We start from the raw sequence: 17,756 nt of genomic DNA, 5'->3' as shown, positions 1-17,756 counted from the left end.
CGTCAGTGGCCCATGCCCAGGCCGCCGTCGACCGGGATGACGGCGCCGGAGATGTAGCCGGCGGCGTCCGAGGCCAACCAGGTGACCACGCCCGCGACCTCGTCCGGATCGGCGAACCGGCCGGCCGGGATGGCCTTGCGGTACTCGGCGCGACGCTCGTCGGGCAGGTTGGCGGTCATGTCGGTGTCGATGAAGCCGGGGGCGACCACGTTGGCGGTGATGTTGCGGCTGCCCAGCTCGCGGGTGATCGAGCGGGCCACGCCCACCAGGCCGGCCTTGCTGGCCGCGTAGTTGACCTGACCGACGCCGCCGTAGAGGCCGACCACCGAGGAAATGAAGATCATCCGGCCCCACTTCGCCCGGAGCATCTTCGTCGACGCCCGCTTGGCGCAGCGGAAGGTGCCGGTGAGGTTGGTGTCCAGCACGCCGGTGAACTGCTCCTCGGACATCCGCATCAGCAGCGTGTCGGCGGTGATGCCGGCGTTGGCGACCAGCACCTCCACCGGCCCCAGCTCCGCCTCGACGGCGGTGAAGGCCGCGTCCACCGACGCGGCGTCGGTGACGTCACACCGGACGCCGAAGAGCCCGGCCGGGGCGTCGCCGCTGCGGTGGGTCACCGCCACCCGGTCGCCCTGCTTGGCGAACGCCTGCGCGATGGCCAGGCCGATCCCCCGGTTGCCGCCGGTCACCAGCACGGTACGGGCCACGGGTCCCCCTCTGCTCAACTGATCTCTGCGTCGGTCGGAGCCTAGGCGCTACCGACAGGTAAGCGCTAACGCCCGGACCCCCCGGGACCCCGCCCGACGGGTCCGGACGCCCTGCACGGCCCCTCCGCGCCGACCCTTCGGCCGGGTCGGTCCAGACGCTCGGCCGGGTACGCGGCGGCAGCGTCCCCGTTGTACGATGATCGGCGTTTGCGGGTCGGCGTCCGGCCCGCGTTCCGGGCCCCGCCGACCGCAGGAGGTGATCGCTGTGCGAGATAGCGATCCTCCCAGTCGTGGCCGGGCCCTCCGTCAGCCCCGCTGAGCCACGACTCAGTCGGTCGAGCTGACCCAGCTCCCGCTCCCCGCACCGCCCGCCCCGGCCACCGCCGGGGTGGCCGGCCCGCGCCGTCCCGCTCCCGGGACGGCCCACGGTGGAGCCGCCCGGTCACGACTTCGTGTGCGCGTCCTGCTCAACCCCTGCGGTCCGCCCCCGCACGCGCGGACCGTCCAGCCGCCACCCGGAGCCGTCCATGAGCCGCTACGTCGCCCCGCTGGGCTTCACCCTCGCCGCCGTCTGGGTGGCCGTCGTCTTCGTCCTGGCCGGCGGCGGTCACTGACCACCGCCGGCCGGTACGGCCACCCGTCCCGCCCGCCCGCACCCGGGACGGGTCCCGCTCGCACCCCGGACGGGTCTCAGAGCATCCGGGACGACCAGAGCAGGCTCAGCCCGCCGGCGCAGAGCGCGAGCAGCAGGGCCACCCCCGCGTACCACTGGGTGATCTCGCGCGGCTGGGTGCGGAACCCGATCGAGCTGCCCATGTCCTGGTAGACCTGCTTCAGCTCGGAGACCGAGGCCGCCTCGTAGAAGTAGCCCTCGGTGGTCTCGGCCAGCTGCGCCAGCGCCAGCCGGTCCACCGGCACCCGCTGCGGCTGGCCGTTGATGTCGACCTGCCCCGAGTCGGTGCCGAAGGCGATGGTGGAGACCGGCACGTTGGCCGCCTGCGCCGCCGCGGCGGCCTCCTCCACCGACCGGCCCGACGTGCGGAAGCCGTCGGAGAGCAGCACGATCCGGGCCGGCGGAATGCCGGCCGTGCCGTCGGCCGGGACCGACCGGATCGCCTCCAGGCAGGTGAAGACCGCCTCGCCGGTAGCGGTCGCCTCGGCCAGGGTCAGCCCGTCGATCGCCGCCGTCACCGCCTCCCGGTCCTTGGTGGGGGCGACCAGCACGTTCGCCGACTTGGCGAAGGAGACCAGCCCGAGGTTGTAACTCTCCGGCAGCTCCCCGACGAACTGCTTCGCCGCCTCCTGCGCGGCCTCCAACCGGTTCGGCGCCACGTCGTCGGCCTGCATGGACAGTGAGACGTCGATCGCCAGCATGACGGTGGCCCGCTCCAGGGGCTCCCGGGTGTCCACCGCCGGGCGGGCCATCCCCGCGGCCAGCGCCACCAGGGCGAGCAGGAACGCGGTGGCCGCGGCGTGCCGCCGCCAGCCCAGGCCCTTCGGCGCCAGGGTCCGCAACAGGTCCACGTTGGTGAACCGCATCGCGTACGCCCGGCGGTGGCGCTGCCGCCAGACGTAGAGCGCGGCGAGGGCCAGCACCGGCAGCAGGGCCAGCAGCCACCACGGTTGCAGAAAACGGATCATCGCGTCGTCCCCCGGGTGCGGGCGTGCCGCTGCGCGGCCACGAATCGCACCATGTCCAGCAGCCAGTCTCGATCGGTACGCAGGCGCAGGTGCCCGGCGCCGGCGGTGCGCAGCTCGGTGGCGATCGCCTCGCGCTGGGCGCCCGCCGCCTCGGCGTACCGCTGGCGAAGCCGGGGATCGGCGGTCTGCACCTCGTGCAGCTCCCCGGTCTCCGGGTCGACCACCGGCAGCACTCCCACGTCCGGCAGCTCCAACTCGCGCGGGTCGACCACCTCGATCGCCAGCACGTCGTGCCGGACCCGCAGCTTACGCAGCGGCCGGCCCCACTGCTGCGGCGGCGCGAGGAAGTCCGAGATCACCACCGCCAGGCCCCGCCGCCGAGGCGGGCGGTTGAGCAGGTCGATCAGCGCGCCCAGGTCGCTGCGCCCGGGCCGGACCGGGGTGTGCGCGACGGCCCGCAGCAACGCGTGTGCCTCCCGGCGACCCGAGCGGGCCGGCACCCGGGTGAGCACGCCCGGCCCGGCGGGCGGCGGCGGGGCGGCCCGCCAACGGCCGGCGGGCGCCACGGTCTCCGCGCCGGTGCCGATCACCGCGCCGATCCGGTTGCCGCCGCGCACCGTCAGGTGGGTCAGGGCGGCGGTCGCGGCGATCACCACCTCCCGCTTGAGCCAGCGCCCGGTGCCGAAGTCGAGGCTCGCCGACAGGTCCACCGCGAGCCAGGTCTCCAGCTCCCGGTCCGCCACCGTCCGCCGCACGTGCGGCATGGTCGTCCGGGCGGTGACCGGCCAGTCCATCCGGCGTACGTCGTCGCCGGGCCGGTACTCCCGCGACTCCCCCGCCTCGCTGCCCGGGCCGGGCAGCAGTCCGGCGTAGTCGCCCTGGAGCAGGCCGTCGAGCTTGCGGGTGACCAGCAGCTGCAACCGGGACAGCACCGCCTCGGTCCGCTCGCCGCCGGCGTCGGTCGGGCGCACGGGTGAGGTCACGGCCGCTGCCCGGGCCAGCCGGCGCCGGGCGGCGCGCTGACCGGCGGGACCGGGGTCGCCTGCTGGCGGGGCGCCACCGAGGGCAGCGGGATCGTCGACATGACCCGGTGCACCACGTGGTCGGCGGGCACGTCGTCGGCGAGCGCGTCGTAGCTGAGCACCAGCCGGTGCCGGAGGATGTCCGGCGCGATGTCCTGCACGTCCTGGGGCAGCGCGTAGTCGCGGCCGCGCAGCAGGGCCAGCGCCCGGGTGGCCCGGACCAGGCCGAGCGAGGCGCGCGGGCTGGCGCCGTACTGGATGAGCCGGGCGACGTCGGGCATCCCGTGCTCGGCCGGGGTACGGGTGGCCAGCACCAGCCGGACCGCGTAGTCGACCAGCGCGTTGTGCACGAAGACCTGGTCGGCCTTCTGCTGCAGGGCGATCAGGTCGTCGGTGGTGAAGACCTGCGCCGGCTCCGGCGGGGCGACGCCCATCCGGTAGACGATCTCGCGCTCCTCGGCGTCGGTCGGGTAGCCGACCACGATCTTCATCAGGAACCGGTCCCGCTGCGCCTCCGGCAGCGGGTACACGCCCTCCTGCTCGATCGGGTTCTGGGTGGCCATCACCAGGAACGGGTTCGGCACCCGGTGCGTCTCGCCGCCGATGGAGACCTGCCGCTCGCTCATCACCTCCAGCAGCGCGGACTGCACCTTCGCCGGAGCCCGGTTGATCTCGTCGGCGAGGAGGAAGTTGACGAAGACCGGGCCCAGCTCCACGTCGAACTTCTCGCTGGACTGCCGGTAGATCCGAGTGCCCATGATGTCGGCGGGGACCAGGTCCGGAGTGAACTGGACCCGGGCGAAGTCGCCGCCGACCACCTTGGCCAGGGTCTCCACCGCCAGCGTCTTGGCCACCCCGGGTACGCCCTCCAGCAGGCAGTGACCCCGGGCGAGGAGCGCGACGAACATCCGCTCCACCATCCGGTCCTGGCCGACGATGACCCGTTTGATCTCGAACAGCGCCCGTTCCAGCAGGCTGGCATCCTCCGCCGGCGTGCTCACCGGTGTGCTCACCGGCGTGGGCGTCTCGGGGGCCGACCCGTTCGGGGTCGGGGCGTCGGGCGTGGTCGGCTGGGCCACCGGTCCTCCACAGCATGATCGGTCGTCGCGGCGTGGTGCGTGTCAAGACTCCCATGCCTGGCTGAGAGCCGATGGAGGGAGAAGCCGATTTCCGCCGCGCCGTCCCGTTCGCCGAATCGCTGAACGAGGGTGGACATACAGGGGTCCGGCGCGTGTACGATTCACCCCGTCGCCGGGCGGCTCCCCCCGTGGTCGCCCGGCGCTCAAACTTCCGGCACCCCGGCTTAGACTGCCCCGGATGACCGACTCCAGCACCGCCGACGAGGCACCGATCTGTTCGGCCCGTGGCTGCCGCGCTCCCGCCGTCTGGGCGCTGCGCTGGAACAATCCCCGCCTGCACGACCCGGAGCGGCGCAAGACCTGGTTGGCCTGCCCGCAGCACCGGACGTCCCTCGGCGACTTCCTCGACGCGCGCGGCTTCCTGCGCGAGGTCGTACCACTGCCGGGATCGCATACGCTCGAACGGTGAGCGCGCAGAGCGGATCTTCCCGGTGAACGGCGCCGAGCCACCTCAGCGTCCGGTCAGCGCCCTGGAACCCTGGCCGGACACCGTCCGGTGGCAGCGGATCTCCGGCGACCTGATCTGGGTGGAACTGCTCCGGCTCGCGATGGTGCTGGCCGTGCTGCTGGCCGGTCTCGGCCTCGGCTGGGCGCTCAGCGGTCACTGGGCCTTCGGCGTCGCGTTGGGGCTGGTCCTGCTGCTCGGCGTCTGGCGGGCGGTGGCGATCGTCCGGGCCGTCCACGCCTGGGGCTACGCCGAGCGCGAGAACGACCTGCTGGTCCGGCACGGGCTGGTGATCCGGCGGCTCTCCATCGTGCCGTACTCGCGGATGCAGTTCGTCGACGTCAGCGCCGGGCCGCTGGAGCGGGCGTTCCGCCTGGCCACCGTGCAGCTGCACACCGCCGCCGCGGCCAGCGACGCCCGGGTGCCCGGCCTGCGGCCGGAGGAGGCGGCCCGGCTGCGCGACCGGCTCACCGCGCTGGGCGAAGACCGCGCGGAGGGGCTGTGAACGACGGGCCGCGCGGGCCGGAACCGGCCCGGCCCGACACCGGCCCCGCGCCGGCCCCGTCGGAGCCGTCCGCACCGGCCGTCCCACCCGGACCCGAGCCGGTCTCCGGCCCACCCGGACACGGCCCCGTCTCCGGCCCACCGGCACACAGCCCGACGTCCGGCCCACCGGTCCACGCTGCGGTCTCCGGCCCACCGGCACACAGCCCGACGTCCGGCCCGCCGGTCCACGGCCCTACGTACGGCCCACCGGAGCACGGTCCGACCTCGGGCCACCCCGAATACGGCTCCACCTTCGGCCAACCGGCGCCCGGCCCGGCACCCGGCCCACCCGGACCCGGCCCGGCCCCCGCGCCGCCCGGATACGGCCCACCGCCCGGATACGGCCCACCGCCCGGATACGGCCCACCGCCCGGATACGGCCCACCGCCCGGATACGGTCCCGTGCCCGGCTCGCCCGCCCACGCCCCGCCGCCCGGCAGACCCGGGTACGCCCCCGCGCCCGGCCCCGCAGGGGAGGAGCCGCGGCAACGGCTGCACCCGCTCAGCCCGGTGCTGCACGGGGCGAAGTCCCTGGTCGTGGTGATCGCGGGCCTGTCCTGGTCGACCCTGTCCCGGGTGGGCTTCGGGGTGTTCGCCGGGATGGTGGTGGTGCTCGCGCTGGGCGCGACCGTGCTGGCGGTGATCAGCTGGTGGAACACCGGCTACCACATCGTCGGGCGGGAGCTGCGGGTGCACGAGGGGCTGCTCTGGCGGCGCACCCGGGCGATCCCGCTGGAGCGGTTGCAGGCGGTGGAAGTGGTCCGGCCGCTGCTCGCCCAGCTCACCGGCCTGGCCGAGCTGCGGCTGGAGGTGGTGGGCGGCGGCAAGACCGAGGCGCCGCTGGCGTACCTCGGCGTGGCCGAGGCGGCGGCGTTGCGGCAGCGGCTGCTCGCCGTGGCGGGTCGGGCCGCCGGCGGGGAGGTCGCGCCGGCCGTCGCACGCGCCGGGGTGCCACCGGAGCCGGCCGGCCGGCCGCTGCACGCCGTCCGCAACACCGACCTGCTGGTCAGCCAGCTGCTCACCCCGCAGGCGTTCCTGCTCCCGTTCGGCGTGGCCTTCGTGGCGGCGCAGTTCCTCTCCGAGGGTTCCTGGTCGTTCATCGCGGTGGCCAGCACGCTGACCGCGATGGCCGGCGTGATCCTGCAACCGGTCCGCCGGGTGCTCGACGACTGGAGCTTCCGGCTGGACCGGGAGGAGGACCGGCTGCGCGTCCGCAACGGCCTGCTGGAGACCCGGGTGCAGACCGTACCGCTGGACCGGGTGCAGACGATCGGGGTGACCTGGCCGCTGCTCTGGCGGATGAAGGGCTGGCTGCGGCTACGGCTGGAGGTGGCCGGCTACTCCGGTGGCGAGCAGGACGACCGGAACCGGCCGGATCGGCTGCTGCCCGTCGGCGATCTGCGTACCGGCGAGGAGATCGTCGCCGAGGTGCTGCCCGGGGTGCGGCTGACCGCCCTGCCGATGACGTCCCCGCCGGCCCGGGCCCGCTGGCTGCGGCCGCTCACCGTTCGGGCGCTCGGCGCCGGGCTGGGCGAGCGCGTCTTCGCCGTCCGCTCCGGCCTGCTGACCCGGCAGCTGGCGATCGTGCCGTACGCCCGGATCCAGAGCGTGCGGGTGGTGCAGGGGCCGGCGCAGCGGCGGCTGCGGCTGGCGACGGTGCACGCCGACACCGCGGGCGGTTCGGGCGCCGCGGCGCACGACCGGGACCTGGCCGAGGCGTGGGCGCTCGCCGCGGAGCTGATCGCCCGGGCGCACGCCGCACGGCGCGCCCGCTGACGGTCCGGCGAGTGGCCCGGCGCGTTCGCCGACGGTTCAGCGGGCGGCGCGCTGCTCCGCCGGCTGTCCGGCCGGCGCGCCGGCCGGCTCGGCGACGGCCGACTCGACAGCGACCGGCTCGGCGGTGACCGGCTCGGCCGTGGCCGAGGAGACCACCGCCGGGGAGGCCGCGGTCGGCGGGGCCGCCAGCGGGCGACGGGCCGGGTGGGCCGCCCACCAGCGCTCGGCGAGCCCGACCACCAGGAAGGTCATCCCCACGTACGCCCAGCCGACCAGCACGTCGATCACGTAGTGCTCGCCGCAGTAGACCAGGGTGAAGGTCATCGCCAGCGGGTACGCCAGCAGCAGCGGCCACCACCGCTTCCGGGTGGCCCGGAGGAAGAACAGCACGACGAACAGGGCGAACGCGGTGTGCAGCGACGGCATCGCGGCGACCGGGTTGCTGGCGATCTGCCCGGCGTTGAGCAGGTTGCCGGCGCCGTGCATGCCGAACGCCTTCCAGCCTCGGGTGGAGATCCGGGCGACCTCGGTGAGCAGGCCGTTCTGCGCCGCCCACCAGGGCGGGGCGGCCGGGTAGAGGAAGTAGGTGACCAGCCCGGTGGCGCAGAGGAACCCCCAGCGCCGCATGAACGCCGCCCACCGGCCCCGGTCGCGCAACCAGAGCACCGCGGCGGCGGCCAGCGCCACCACGAAGTGGGAGAAGTAGACCCAGCTCGCCAGGACGTCCCACCACTGCACGTCGGGCCGGTAGAGGTGCTCCTGGAGCCAGACCGTCGGCACCTCGCCGCCGGTGGCCCAGCCGAACATCACCCGGTCGGCGACGATCAACTCGTAGGCGTGCGGAGTCGCCCCGTTGTCGGCGAAGCCCCGGGAGAGGTTGTAAGCGGCCAGCAGCAGCACCACCGGCACCCAGTCCCGGGCGAAGTGCAGGTGGCTGCGCCACGGACGGGACGAGTTCCAGGCGATCGTCGCCGCCCAGATCCAGACGAACGCGTACGCCGGGTCGGTCGGCAGGCCGATGGCCAGCCAGGCGACGACGAAGGCGACGCCCCAGACCGCCATGGCGATCACGCGGCGACGCCCGCCGTCGGCGGACGCGGTCGGTCCGGTGGGGGCGGGGGGCTGGGGGTCAGTCACGACGGCCATCGCGGTCAAGGTTAACGGCGGCCGACGGGGGCCACCGGGCCGGCTGCCTCCCCCTGCCCGGCCCGGCCACCGCGGGCCGCCGCGCCGGCCGCTCGGCGGTGGGTGGTCCGGTTCGCCGTCGTCGTGGCCGGGGCCGCCGCCGAACACCTACGCTGAGCCCATGCAGGAGCAGTCGGACACCCCCTTTCCGATCGGGCTGACCGCCCGGGTCGAGCTGACCGTCACCGACGCCGACACCGCGCAGGCGGTGGGCTCCGGCGACGTGCCGGTGCTCGGCACGCCCCGGTTGCTCGCCCTCGCCGAGGCGGCCACCGTCGCGGCCACCGCCGCCCACCTGCCGGCCGGCTCGACGACCGTGGGCAGCCGGGTGGAGCTGGAGCACCGCGCGGCGACGCCGGTCGGGCGGACGGTGGTGGCGCAGGCCCGGCTGGCCGAGGTCGCCGGGCGGCGGCTGGTGTTCGAGGTCACCGTCACCGACGGTGGCGAGACGGTGGCCGAGGGCCGGGTGGAGCGGGCGCTGGTCGACCGGCAGCGCTTCGTGGCGCGCGCGGCGCGGGTGTCATGACCCTCCGGTTCGTGGAGGTCGCCGACCGGGTCCACGTGCTGCGCGAGCCGGTGCTCGACGTCAACGTCACCCTGGTCGTCGGTGACGGGGAGGCGTTGCTGGTGGACAGCCTCTCCACCGCCTCGCAGGCCGCCGAGCTGGCCGCGGCGGCCCGGGCGGTCACCGGCCACCCGTGGACGCTGGTCAACACCCACCACCACTACGACCACTGCTTCGGCAACGCCACCCTCGCCGCCGACCCGCCCCGCCCGGTGTACGCCCACCAGCTGGCCGCCGCCGCGCTTCGCGAGCGGCCGGACGCGCTGCGCCGGGAGGCGTACGAGGAGCTGCGGGGCGAGCGGCCGGAGTTCGCCGCCGAGGTGGCCGGGACGGAGCTGCTCGCCCCGACGCACACCGTGCTCACCGAGGCGGTGCTCGACGTCGGGGGCCGCCGGGTGGTGCTGCGTCACCCGGGGCGCGGGCACACCGACGCCGACCTGGTGGTGCACGTGCCCGACGCCGACGTGCTGGTCGCCGGGGACCTGGTGGAGCAGAGCGGGCCGCCCGCCTTCGAGGACTCGTACCCGTTGCAGTGGCCGGACGCGGTGGCCGAGCTGCTGCGGCTCACCACGCCCGCGACGGTGGTCGTGCCCGGGCACGGCGATCCGGTCGACGCCGAGTTCGTCCGGGCCCAGCACCGCCAGCTGGTCGACCTGGCCTGGCTGATCCGCGCCGCCCACACCGGCAGTGCCCCGCCCGAGCGGGTCGCCGCCGAGGCGCCCTTCGGCGCTCGACCCGCCCTGATCGCCGCCCGCCGCGGGTACGCCGAACTCAACGGCACCCCGTGACGCCCGGCCGTCCCCGGCCGGGACGGCCCACTGCGGGCGACGGTCAGTCCGTGGGCCAGGACGCGGTCCAGGGCCGGAACGGCGGCGCGGACGGCGGGGTCGAGGGCGGCCAGTGCCGGCTCAGTCGACGAAGCGGGCCAGCACCTCGGCGCGGGTGGGCATCGACACCGCCCCGCCGGGCGACTCGCAGACCAGGCCGGCGACCCGCAGCGCGAACGCCACCCGCTGGTGCCAGTCGGTCGGCTCGGCCGGCTCCCCGTCGACCAGCAGCTCGGCGATGAGCGCCGCCATCACCGAGTCGCCCGCGCCGGTGGCGTCGACCGCGCGTACCTTCGGCGCGGGCACGCGTACCGGATCGGGGCCGGCCGCGACGATCGCCCCGGCCGCGCCGAGGGTGACCACGACGGTGCCCGCCCCCAGCTCGCGCAGGTACGCCGCAACCCCCTCGACCGGCTCGCGCGGGTAGAGCAGCGCGGCGTCGGCCTCGCTCAGCTTGACCAGGTGCGCCCCGGCGGCGAACTCCGCGACCACCTCCCGCAGCCCGTCCAGCGTCGACGGACCGTTCAGCAGCCGGGGCCGCACGTTGGGGTCGAACACCCGCAGGCCGGTGGCGAGCGACCAGGCGTGCCGCGCGGCGGCGAGCACCGGCGGGCAGAGCAGCACGATCGACCCGCAGTAGAGCACGTCGGCGCCCTCGATCAGGGCCAGGTCCAGATTGTCGGCGGTGAGCAGGCCGTACGAGGGCGGCTCACCGTAGAAGCGGAAGTCGGGCTCGGGCCCGGCGTGCGTGGTGACCGCGAGGGTGGTGGGCACCCCGACGGCGACCGCGCCGGCCAGCCCGACGCCGGCGTCGGCGAGGAAGGCGCGGATCCGGCCGGCCAGCACGTCGTCGCCGAACGACCCGACGAACTCGGCCGCGCCGCCGAGCCGGGACACCCCGACGGCGACGTTGAGCGGGCCACCGCCGATCTCCTGCCGGAAGACCGGCCGGCCCTCGCACTCGGCGTCGAGCAGGTCGACCAGCGCCTCACCGAGCACCACCGCGTATCCCACGTCGCCTCCCAGCGTCCGTCGCTTCGTACCAGGCTGGCACAGTGCCCGCCACGGCGGGCGCGAAGCCCCGTCTCCACGTATCGAGCAACGACTATTGCGCCGGGTCGCCGGGGCGTGGTGGGATGACGCGTGCCGGGCCGGTGCGGGGGCTGCCGCACCACCGGCGCCGAGCTGGAGCCGACGCGAGGGCACCGGTCCGCGGGACGCGGACCGAGGGCGGTGCGCGGCCATCCGGCCCTCCCGACTTCCGGGCCGCCGGCCGTGGCGCCGCGATCGTCGCATCCGCTCGTCACAGCGGGGCCGGCCGTCGCGCCGCCCCGCGGGTCAGGAGAACCTCGTGATCCGTTCCCGTACGGCCGCGCTGCTCACCGCGGCCGCCACCCTCGCCCTGGGCGCCGTCGCCCTGACCTCCGGTCCAGATCCGGCCGCCGCGCACGGCGCGGCGATGACTCCGGGCAGCCGGACCTACCTGTGCTGGAAGGACGGCCTCAGCCCGACCGGCGAGATCAGGCCGGTCAACGCGGCCTGCTCCGCGGCGGTCGCGCAGAGCGGCGCCAACTCCCTCTACAACTGGTTCAGCGTGCTCCGCTCCGACGCCGGCGGCCGGACCGTCGGCTTCATCCCCGACGGCAAGCTGTGCAGCGGCGGCAACCCCGGTTTCGCCGGGTACGACCTCGCCCGCACCGACTGGCCGGTGACCCACCTGACCGCCGGGGCGCGGCTGGACTTCCGCTACAGCACCTGGGCCCACCACCCGGGCACGTTCTACTTCTACGTCACGAAGGACAGTTGGAGCCCGACCCGACCGCTGGCCTGGAGCGACCTGGAGGAGCAGCCCTTCCTGACGGTGACCAACCCGCCGCAGCGCGGCGCGGTCGGCACCAACGACGGGCACTACTACTTCAGCGGCAACCTGCCGTCCGGCAAGAGCGGGCGGCACATCGTCTACTCCCGCTGGGTCCGCTCGGACAGCCAGGAGAACTTCTTCGGCTGCTCGGACGTCACCTTCGACGGGGGCAACGGCGAGGTGACCGGGGTCGGTTCCGGCGGCGGCACCACACCTCCGCCGAGCCCCACCACGCCGCCACCGAGCCCGACCACTCCCCCGCCCTCGCCCACCACACCGCCGCCGAGCCCGACCACGCCGCCGGGCGGCGACTGCATCGCGGTCTACAAGGTGCTCAACTCCTGGCCCGGTGGGTTCCAGGGCGAGGTCATGATCATGAATCACAGCGCCCGGACGTACGGCGGCTGGGTGGCCAACTGGACGTGGCCCAGCGGTCAGTCGATCAGCAGCCTCTGGAACGGCACGGTGAACGCCTCCGGATCGGCGGTGACGGTCGCCAACGCGGCCTGGAACGGCACGATCGCCCCCGAGGGCACCACCACGTTCGGCTTCACCGCGACCACCACCGGCACCAACACCCTGCCCACCGTCACCTGCTCCGGCCGCTGACCTCCCGCCCACCGACGGGCCCTGAAACGATCAAGAGGTTTGCGTCGCCGGAGCGGACTCCGGTCGACGCAAACCTCTTGATCAACGGCGGTGGCGCGCCCCCGGCGCGCCGGGCCCGGCCGTCAGCGGACCATGGAGCCGACCACGGGCTTGGTGAGCAGGGCGGACTGGTTGCGCTGGATACCGGGGTCGAGGGTCTTGGCCACGAAGATGGCGTGCCAGATGCAGAAGATCAGCACGGTCCACACCTTGCGGGAGTGGTCCGCCTCCTCCCGCTTGTGCTCGTCCAGCAGCCGCAGCGCGTACGACAGGTCGATCAGGTCGCCCGCGCCGGAGGTGGCCAGCACGTGCCGGGCCCACTCGTACATCTCGCCGCGCAGCCAGACCCGGGTCGGGGTCGGGAAGCCCAGCTTCTTTCGGTTGACGATGGCCGGCGGCACCACGCCCTGCAACGCCTGGCGCATGGCGTACTTGGTGGCGTCCGAGCGGGGCGGGAGCTTCAGGTCGACCGGGATGCCGGCGGCCACGTCGAAGACCGCCCGGTCGAGGAAGGGCACCCGCACCTCCAGCGAGTGGGCCATCGAGATCCGGTCGGCCTTGACCAGGATGTCGCCGCGCAGCCAGGTGTAGAGGTCGACGTACTGCATCTTGGTGACGTCGTCGAGCTCGGTGCACTCGGCGTAGATCGGCGCGGTCACGTCGGTGTAGCGGACCGAGGGGTCGTAGCGGCGCAGCAGGTGCTGCTTCTCCTCCTCGGTGAACATCCGGGCGTTGCCGTAGTAGCGCTGCTCGATCGGGGTGGTGCCGCGCTCCAGGAAGCTCTTGCCCTTGACCCCCTGCGGGATCGCCTTGGAGACCGCGCGCAGGCCCTTCTGCACCCCGTCCGGCAGACCGTTGACCGCGCCGAGGGAGAGCGGCTCCCGGTAGATCGTGTACCCGCCGAAGAACTCGTCCGCGCCCTCGCCGGAGAGGACCACCGTGACGTGCTCGGCGGCCTTCTTGGCCACGAAGTAGAGCGGCACCAGCGCCGGGTCGGCCACCGGGTCGTCCAGGTGCCAGACGATCTTCGGCAGGGCGTCGATCATGTCCTGCGGCCCGATCTTGGTCGGGATGGTGGTCACGTCGAGGTGCCGGGCCGACTCCTGGGCCACGTCGATCTCGGAGTAGCCGGGCACGTCGTACCCGACGGTGAAGGTGAGGATGTTCGGGTTGAACTCCCGGGCCAGGGCCACCACCGCGGTCGAGTCGATTCCGCTGGACAGGAACGAGCCGACCGGCACGTCCGAGCGCATGTGCATCCGGACGCTCTCCCGCAGCGTCTCCCGGATCTCCTGGTAGAGCCGCTGCTCGTCCGAGACCGGGGCGGGCCGGAACACCGGGCGGTACCACCGGCGCACGTCGATGCGCCCGCCCGGGCTCCAGGTCAGGTACTCCCCCGAGCCGATCCGCCGGATCCCCTTGTGCAGGGTGCCGGGTTCCGGGACGTACTGGAGGGTCAGGTAGTGGCTCAGGCTGGCCGTGTCGATGCCGGCGTCGCCCTCGTAGTTCGAGTGCGCGAAGGGCAGCAGCGCCTTCTTCTCCGAGGCGAGGTAGAGCCCGTCGGCGGTCTCCAGGTAGTGCAGCGGCTTGATGCCGAAGTAGTCGCGGGCGCCGAAGGCACGCCGCTCCTGCCGGTCCCAGATGACGAAGGCGAACATGCCGCGCAGCCGGGTGAGCACCTGCTCACCCCAGTAGTGGTAGCCGGCGACGATCACCTCGCCGTCGCCGGCGGTGGCGAACTGGGCGCCGTAGGTGCGCACCAGCTCGTCGCGCAGCTCGATGTAGTTGTAGATCTCACCGTTGAAGGTGAGCAGGTAGCGGCCGTCGGCGTACGGCAGCGGTTCGTGGCTGGAGGCCACGTCGATGATCGCCAGGCGCTTGTGCGCGAACACCCCGTCCGCGTACCGGCCGGAGGCGTCCCCGACCACCTCGACACCGGTCTCGTCCGGGCCGCGGTGGTGCAGGCATTCCAACGCCCCGGCGATGTTGTCGCGGTGAGCGGCGGCGTCGCCGCGCGCACTGAAGAAGGCCAGGAGTCCGCACATGGTCGTCATCTTTTCACGCGTCCCATTCGGGGGTCGCGGCACCGCTGGCTCTGCCCCTTTCCACGCGCGTGAAGCGGCCGTCGCGGCACCGCAGGCTCTTTCGACCGGGACCGGACGGGTACCGTCTGGACCAGCAACGAGGCGGAGGGAGCGGACCATGACCGAGGACCGGACGAGCGGAAAGCCGGCGGACGGCACCGAATCGCACGACCCGGACTTCCCGCAGGCGTTCCTGGACTTCATGCGCCAGGGCTGGCGGGACACCACGCTGCCGGTCGGCCCGCGCCCCGAGGTCCCCAACCACGCCAAGCGCCGGGCCGCGCTCTCGGCGGCCTTCCCGGGCGAGACGCTGGTCATCCCGACCGGCACCGAGAAGGTACGCGCCAACGACACCGACCACCCGTTCCGGCCGGGCAGCGACTTCGTCTACCTGACCGGCGACCACGACCCGGACAGCGTGCTCGTGCTGCGCCCGAACGGCTCCGGGCACGACGCCACGCTGTACATGCGGCCCCGGTCCTCGCGGAGGACCGACGAGTTCTTCCGCAGCCGGCACGGCGAGCTGTGGGTCGGCCGGCGGCACACCCTGGCGGAGAAGTCGACCGAGCTGGGCCTGCCGACCGAGGACCTCACCGAGCTGGACGCGGCGCTGGCCGGGCTGGCGCCGGGGCGTACCCGGGTGTTGCGCGGTTTCGACGCCCGGGTGGACACGGCCGTGCGGCCCTGGGACGGCCCCCGCGCCGACGGCCAGCCGGCCCGCGACCGCGAGCTGGCCATCGCGATCTCCGAGCTGAAGCTGGTCAAGGACGAGTGGGAGATCGCCCAGCTCCAGGACGCCGTCGACGCGACCGTACGCGGCTTCGAGGACGTGGCCCGAGGGCTGCCGGCCGACCGCGGGGTCTCCGAGCGGCTGCTGGAGGGGATCTTCGCGCTGCGCGCCCGGCACGACGGCAACGACGTCGGGTACGGCTCGATCGTCGGGGCCGGCGAGCACGCCACGATCCTGCACTGGGTGCACAACCACGGCGCCACCCGTCCGGGTGAGCTGCTGCTGATGGACATGGGCGTGGAGAACCGCAACCTCTACACCGCCGACGTCACCCGGGTGCTGCCGGTCGACGGCCGGTTCACCCCGTTGCAGCGCCAGGTCTACGACGCGGTGTACGCCGCCCAGCAGGCCGGCATCGACATCATCAAGCCCGGGGTGGCGTTCCGGGAGGTCCACCTCACCGCGATGCGGGTCCTCGCCGAGGCGCTCAAGGACCTCGGCCTGCTCCCGGTGAGCGTGGACGAGGCGATGGACCCGGCGTCGACGGTCTACCGCCGGTGGACGCTGCACGGCACCAGCCACATGCTCGGCATCGACGTGCACGACTGCGCCAACGCGCGCAAGGAGCACTACCGCGACGGCCCGCTCGGCGAGGGCTACGTGCTGACCGTCGAGCCGGGGCTGTACTTCCAGCCCGAGGACGAGCTGGTCCCCGAGGAGCTGCGCGGCATCGGCGTGCGGATCGAGGACGACATCCTGGTCACCGCGACCGGCGCGGTGAACCTGTCGGCCGGTCTGCCCCGCCGCTCCGACGAGGTGGAGACCTGGCTCGCCGAGCAGCGCGAGGCGGGCCCGCGCCTGCCCGGCTGACCCGGTACGACCCCCGGCGGGGCCCCGCCGCCGGTGTCTGCGACGTTTCCGTCGTCGCGGCACCGGTGGCGGGGCCCGCCGCTGTTTGCGCTGCTCACCACCTTCTTCACGACCTGCGCCCCGCTGCGCCCGCCCGTCCGATGTGAGGGAAATGCGGGGTTTTCTCAGATACGTCCGCGTCGCGAGGATCCTTCTCATACGGTGTGGATAACAGGCTGCAACCCATTTGTGGCTGCTCGTGCCGCTCAGGTGGTACGAGCCCGTCTGGTAGCAGGAAAGGGCGGAAGGCTCTGATGTCCAACGACCTAACGACTCCCGACGGCGGGGCCCCTTCGGCCCTGTCGTCGACTAGGCGACGCAAGCTGTGGGTCGCCACCGGCGTGGCCGGCCTGACCGGCGTCGTCGGCCTGGCGGCACTGGGCGGGCTGGCGGCCCGCAACGACAACTCCGACGACCCGCAGCGGGCCAGCGACTCGCAGGCGGCGCCGAAGCAGAACGTCAGCGATGCGGGCCCGGACTCCGACAAGCGCGACGACAAGGGCAAGGGACACGACGACCGGGCCGGTAGCGACCGCGACCGCGACCGGGACAAGGACCGGGATCGTGACGAGCACGGTCGGGTGCGGGAGGTGCCGTGTGACGACGAGAAGCTGATCGAGGCTGTCGATCTGGCGAACCGGGATCACGGTGGCACGTTGAAGCTGGCCCCGCACTGCACCTACGAGCTGGACGGCTACGACCGCAAGTCCGGCACGGGCCTGCCGACGATCAAGCAGGAGATCACCATCAAGGGTGAGGACTCCACGATCAAGCGGGACTCCGAGCAGACGTTCCGGCTGTTCCGGGTCGCCGACGGCGGCGACCTGACCCTGAAGGACCTCACGCTCAAGGGCGGCAACGCCTCCGAGTTCAAGTACGGCGGCGACCAGGGCCCCGGCGGACCTGGTGGGCCGGGCGGACCGAGCGGACCGGGCGGACCTGGCGGGCCGAGCGGACCCGGCGGACCCGGCGGACCCGGCGGACCCGGCGGACCCGGCGGACCCGGCGGACCGGGCGGACCGGGTGGTCCCCAGGGACCGGCCGTCGGTGCCGCCGCGGCTCCCGGTGGCCCGCAGGGACCGGGTGGCCCGCAGGGCCCCGGTGACGGCAAGGACGGTGACCGCAAGGACGATGACCGCAAGGACGATGACCGCAAGGACGATGACCGCAAGGACGGTGACGCCGACGGTGGTGCGTTGCTGGTCGAGCGGGGCGGTAGCGCACACCTGAAGAACGTCACGCTGACCCGCAACAACGCCGAGGGCAACGGCGGCGCCATCGCCAACTTCGGCCGCGTCGACCTCGAGGACAGCGAGGTGGAGAACAACCACGCCCGGGAGAGCGGCGGCGGCATCTTCAACGTCGGCGTCCTCAAGGTCAACGGATCCTTTGACGACAAGGACAAGGACAAGGACAAGGGCGAGTCCGCCCGCGACGACAAGGGCGAGTCCCGCGACAAGGGCGAGTCCCGCGACAGGGACGAGTTCCGCGACAAGGACAAGTCCGCCCGCGACGACAAGGGCGAGTCCCGCGACAGGGACGAGTCCGCCCGCGACGAGAACAAGGACCACAAGGGCAAGGGCGAGTCCGCCGACGGCCAGGGTGGCTCCGCCGACGGCAGGGACGACTCCGACAAGAAGCGCCGCGAGTCCCGCATCGCCAACAACACCG

The 17,756-nt window shown here is 73.8% G+C and carries 15 protein-coding genes and 1 pseudogene; 9 read left to right on the top strand and 7 right to left on the bottom strand.

Features of this window, described 5'->3' with window-relative positions:
• Positions 1-2: 2 nt before the first annotated feature.
• On the bottom strand, positions 3-707 hold the full coding sequence (locus M2302_RS13720) for a beta-ketoacyl-ACP reductase (RefSeq protein ID WP_280838283.1): 705 nt from the start codon (positions 705-707) through the stop codon (positions 3-5).
• A gap of 428 nt (positions 708-1,135) precedes the next feature.
• Between M2302_RS13720 and M2302_RS13715 the strand changes: the two genes are divergently transcribed.
• On the top strand, positions 1,136-1,321 hold the full coding sequence (locus M2302_RS13715; RefSeq protein WP_154936080.1) for a hypothetical protein: 186 nt from the start codon (positions 1,136-1,138) through the stop codon (positions 1,319-1,321).
• A 76-nt stretch (positions 1,322-1,397) separates the two neighbouring features.
• Here the strand turns inward: M2302_RS13715 and M2302_RS13710 are convergent, their stop codons facing one another.
• Genes M2302_RS13710 through M2302_RS13700 form a run of 3 tightly spaced genes read right to left on the bottom strand, consistent with a single transcriptional unit; the run spans position 1,398 to position 4,449 of the window.
• Positions 1,398-2,348, bottom strand: coding sequence for a VWA domain-containing protein (locus M2302_RS13710; RefSeq protein ID WP_280838282.1), 951 nt, complete (start codon positions 2,346-2,348; stop codon positions 1,398-1,400).
• Positions 2,345-3,349: a DUF58 domain-containing protein gene (locus tag M2302_RS13705; RefSeq protein ID WP_280838402.1), complete on the bottom strand. Its 1,005-nt coding sequence runs from the start codon at positions 3,347-3,349 to the stop codon at positions 2,345-2,347. Before M2302_RS13705 ends, M2302_RS13710 begins: the two co-directional genes overlap by 4 nt.
• Entirely contained in the window at positions 3,328-4,449 is a 1,122-nt protein-coding gene (locus M2302_RS13700; RefSeq protein WP_280838281.1) for a MoxR family ATPase, read from the bottom strand. Before M2302_RS13700 ends, M2302_RS13705 begins: the two co-directional genes overlap by 22 nt.
• A gap of 238 nt (positions 4,450-4,687) precedes the next feature.
• On the opposite strand from M2302_RS13700, the gene M2302_RS13695 reads away from it, so the two are divergent.
• The 3 genes from M2302_RS13695 (at position 4,688) to M2302_RS13685 (ending at position 7,276) form a co-directional block, all read left to right on the top strand.
• A complete protein-coding gene (locus M2302_RS13695) occupies positions 4,688-4,918 on the top strand; it encodes a hypothetical protein (protein WP_280838280.1) in 231 nt (76 codons plus the stop codon).
• 22 nt (positions 4,919-4,940) lie between these two features.
• The gene (locus M2302_RS13690; protein WP_280838279.1) at positions 4,941-5,459 is read left to right on the top strand and encodes a PH domain-containing protein; all 519 of its coding nucleotides are present in this window, start codon (positions 4,941-4,943) and stop codon (positions 5,457-5,459) included.
• 533 nt (positions 5,460-5,992) lie between these two features.
• Positions 5,993-7,276 (top strand): PH domain-containing protein, encoded by a 1,284-nt coding sequence (locus tag M2302_RS13685; protein WP_280838401.1) that lies wholly within the window; start codon positions 5,993-5,995, stop codon positions 7,274-7,276.
• Positions 7,277-7,312: 36 nt separating this feature from the next.
• Here M2302_RS13685 and M2302_RS13680 read toward each other — a convergent pair whose 3' ends face one another.
• Entirely contained in the window at positions 7,313-8,422 is a 1,110-nt protein-coding gene (locus tag M2302_RS13680; RefSeq protein ID WP_280838278.1) for a phosphatase PAP2 family protein, read from the bottom strand.
• Positions 8,423-8,582: 160 nt separating this feature from the next.
• Here M2302_RS13680 and M2302_RS13675 point away from each other — a divergent pair, with 160 nt between their 5' ends.
• Positions 8,583-8,987, top strand: coding sequence for a hotdog domain-containing protein (locus tag M2302_RS13675; protein WP_280838277.1), 405 nt, complete (start codon positions 8,583-8,585; stop codon positions 8,985-8,987).
• Complete coding sequence (locus tag M2302_RS13670) at positions 8,984-9,814, top strand: MBL fold metallo-hydrolase (RefSeq protein ID WP_280838276.1); 831 nt, start codon at positions 8,984-8,986, stop codon at positions 9,812-9,814. Before M2302_RS13675 ends, M2302_RS13670 begins: the two co-directional genes overlap by 4 nt.
• Positions 9,815-9,934: 120 nt before the next feature.
• Here M2302_RS13670 and M2302_RS13665 read toward each other — a convergent pair whose 3' ends face one another.
• A complete protein-coding gene (locus M2302_RS13665) occupies positions 9,935-10,867 on the bottom strand; it encodes a PfkB family carbohydrate kinase (RefSeq protein WP_280838275.1) in 933 nt (310 codons plus the stop codon).
• 337 nt (positions 10,868-11,204) lie between these two features.
• On the opposite strand from M2302_RS13665, the gene M2302_RS13660 reads away from it, so the two are divergent.
• The gene (locus tag M2302_RS13660) at positions 11,205-12,323 is read left to right on the top strand and encodes a lytic polysaccharide monooxygenase (RefSeq protein WP_280838274.1); all 1,119 of its coding nucleotides are present in this window, start codon (positions 11,205-11,207) and stop codon (positions 12,321-12,323) included.
• Positions 12,324-12,445: 122 nt separating this feature from the next.
• Here the strand turns inward: M2302_RS13660 and asnB are convergent, their stop codons facing one another.
• Positions 12,446-14,407 carry an asparagine synthase (glutamine-hydrolyzing) gene (asnB, locus tag M2302_RS13655; RefSeq protein ID WP_280838273.1) on the bottom strand — a complete coding sequence of 654 codons (1,962 nt, stop codon included), beginning with the start codon at positions 14,405-14,407 and terminating at the stop codon, positions 12,446-12,448.
• 157 nt (positions 14,408-14,564) lie between these two features.
• On the opposite strand from asnB, the gene M2302_RS13650 reads away from it, so the two are divergent.
• A complete protein-coding gene (locus M2302_RS13650) occupies positions 14,565-16,046 on the top strand; it encodes an aminopeptidase P family protein (RefSeq protein WP_280838272.1) in 1,482 nt (493 codons plus the stop codon).
• Between the two features lie 293 nt (positions 16,047-16,339).
• Positions 16,340-17,756: pseudogene (locus M2302_RS13645) on the top strand (hypothetical protein); the annotation flags it as partial.

This window comes from Micromonospora sp. A200, assembly GCF_029893845.1.
Classification (GTDB): Bacteria; Actinomycetota; Actinomycetes; order Mycobacteriales; family Micromonosporaceae; genus Micromonospora; species Micromonospora purpureochromogenes.
The sequence above is the reverse complement of the archived record's forward strand: the minus strand, read 5'-3'. Positions and strand labels throughout refer to the sequence as shown.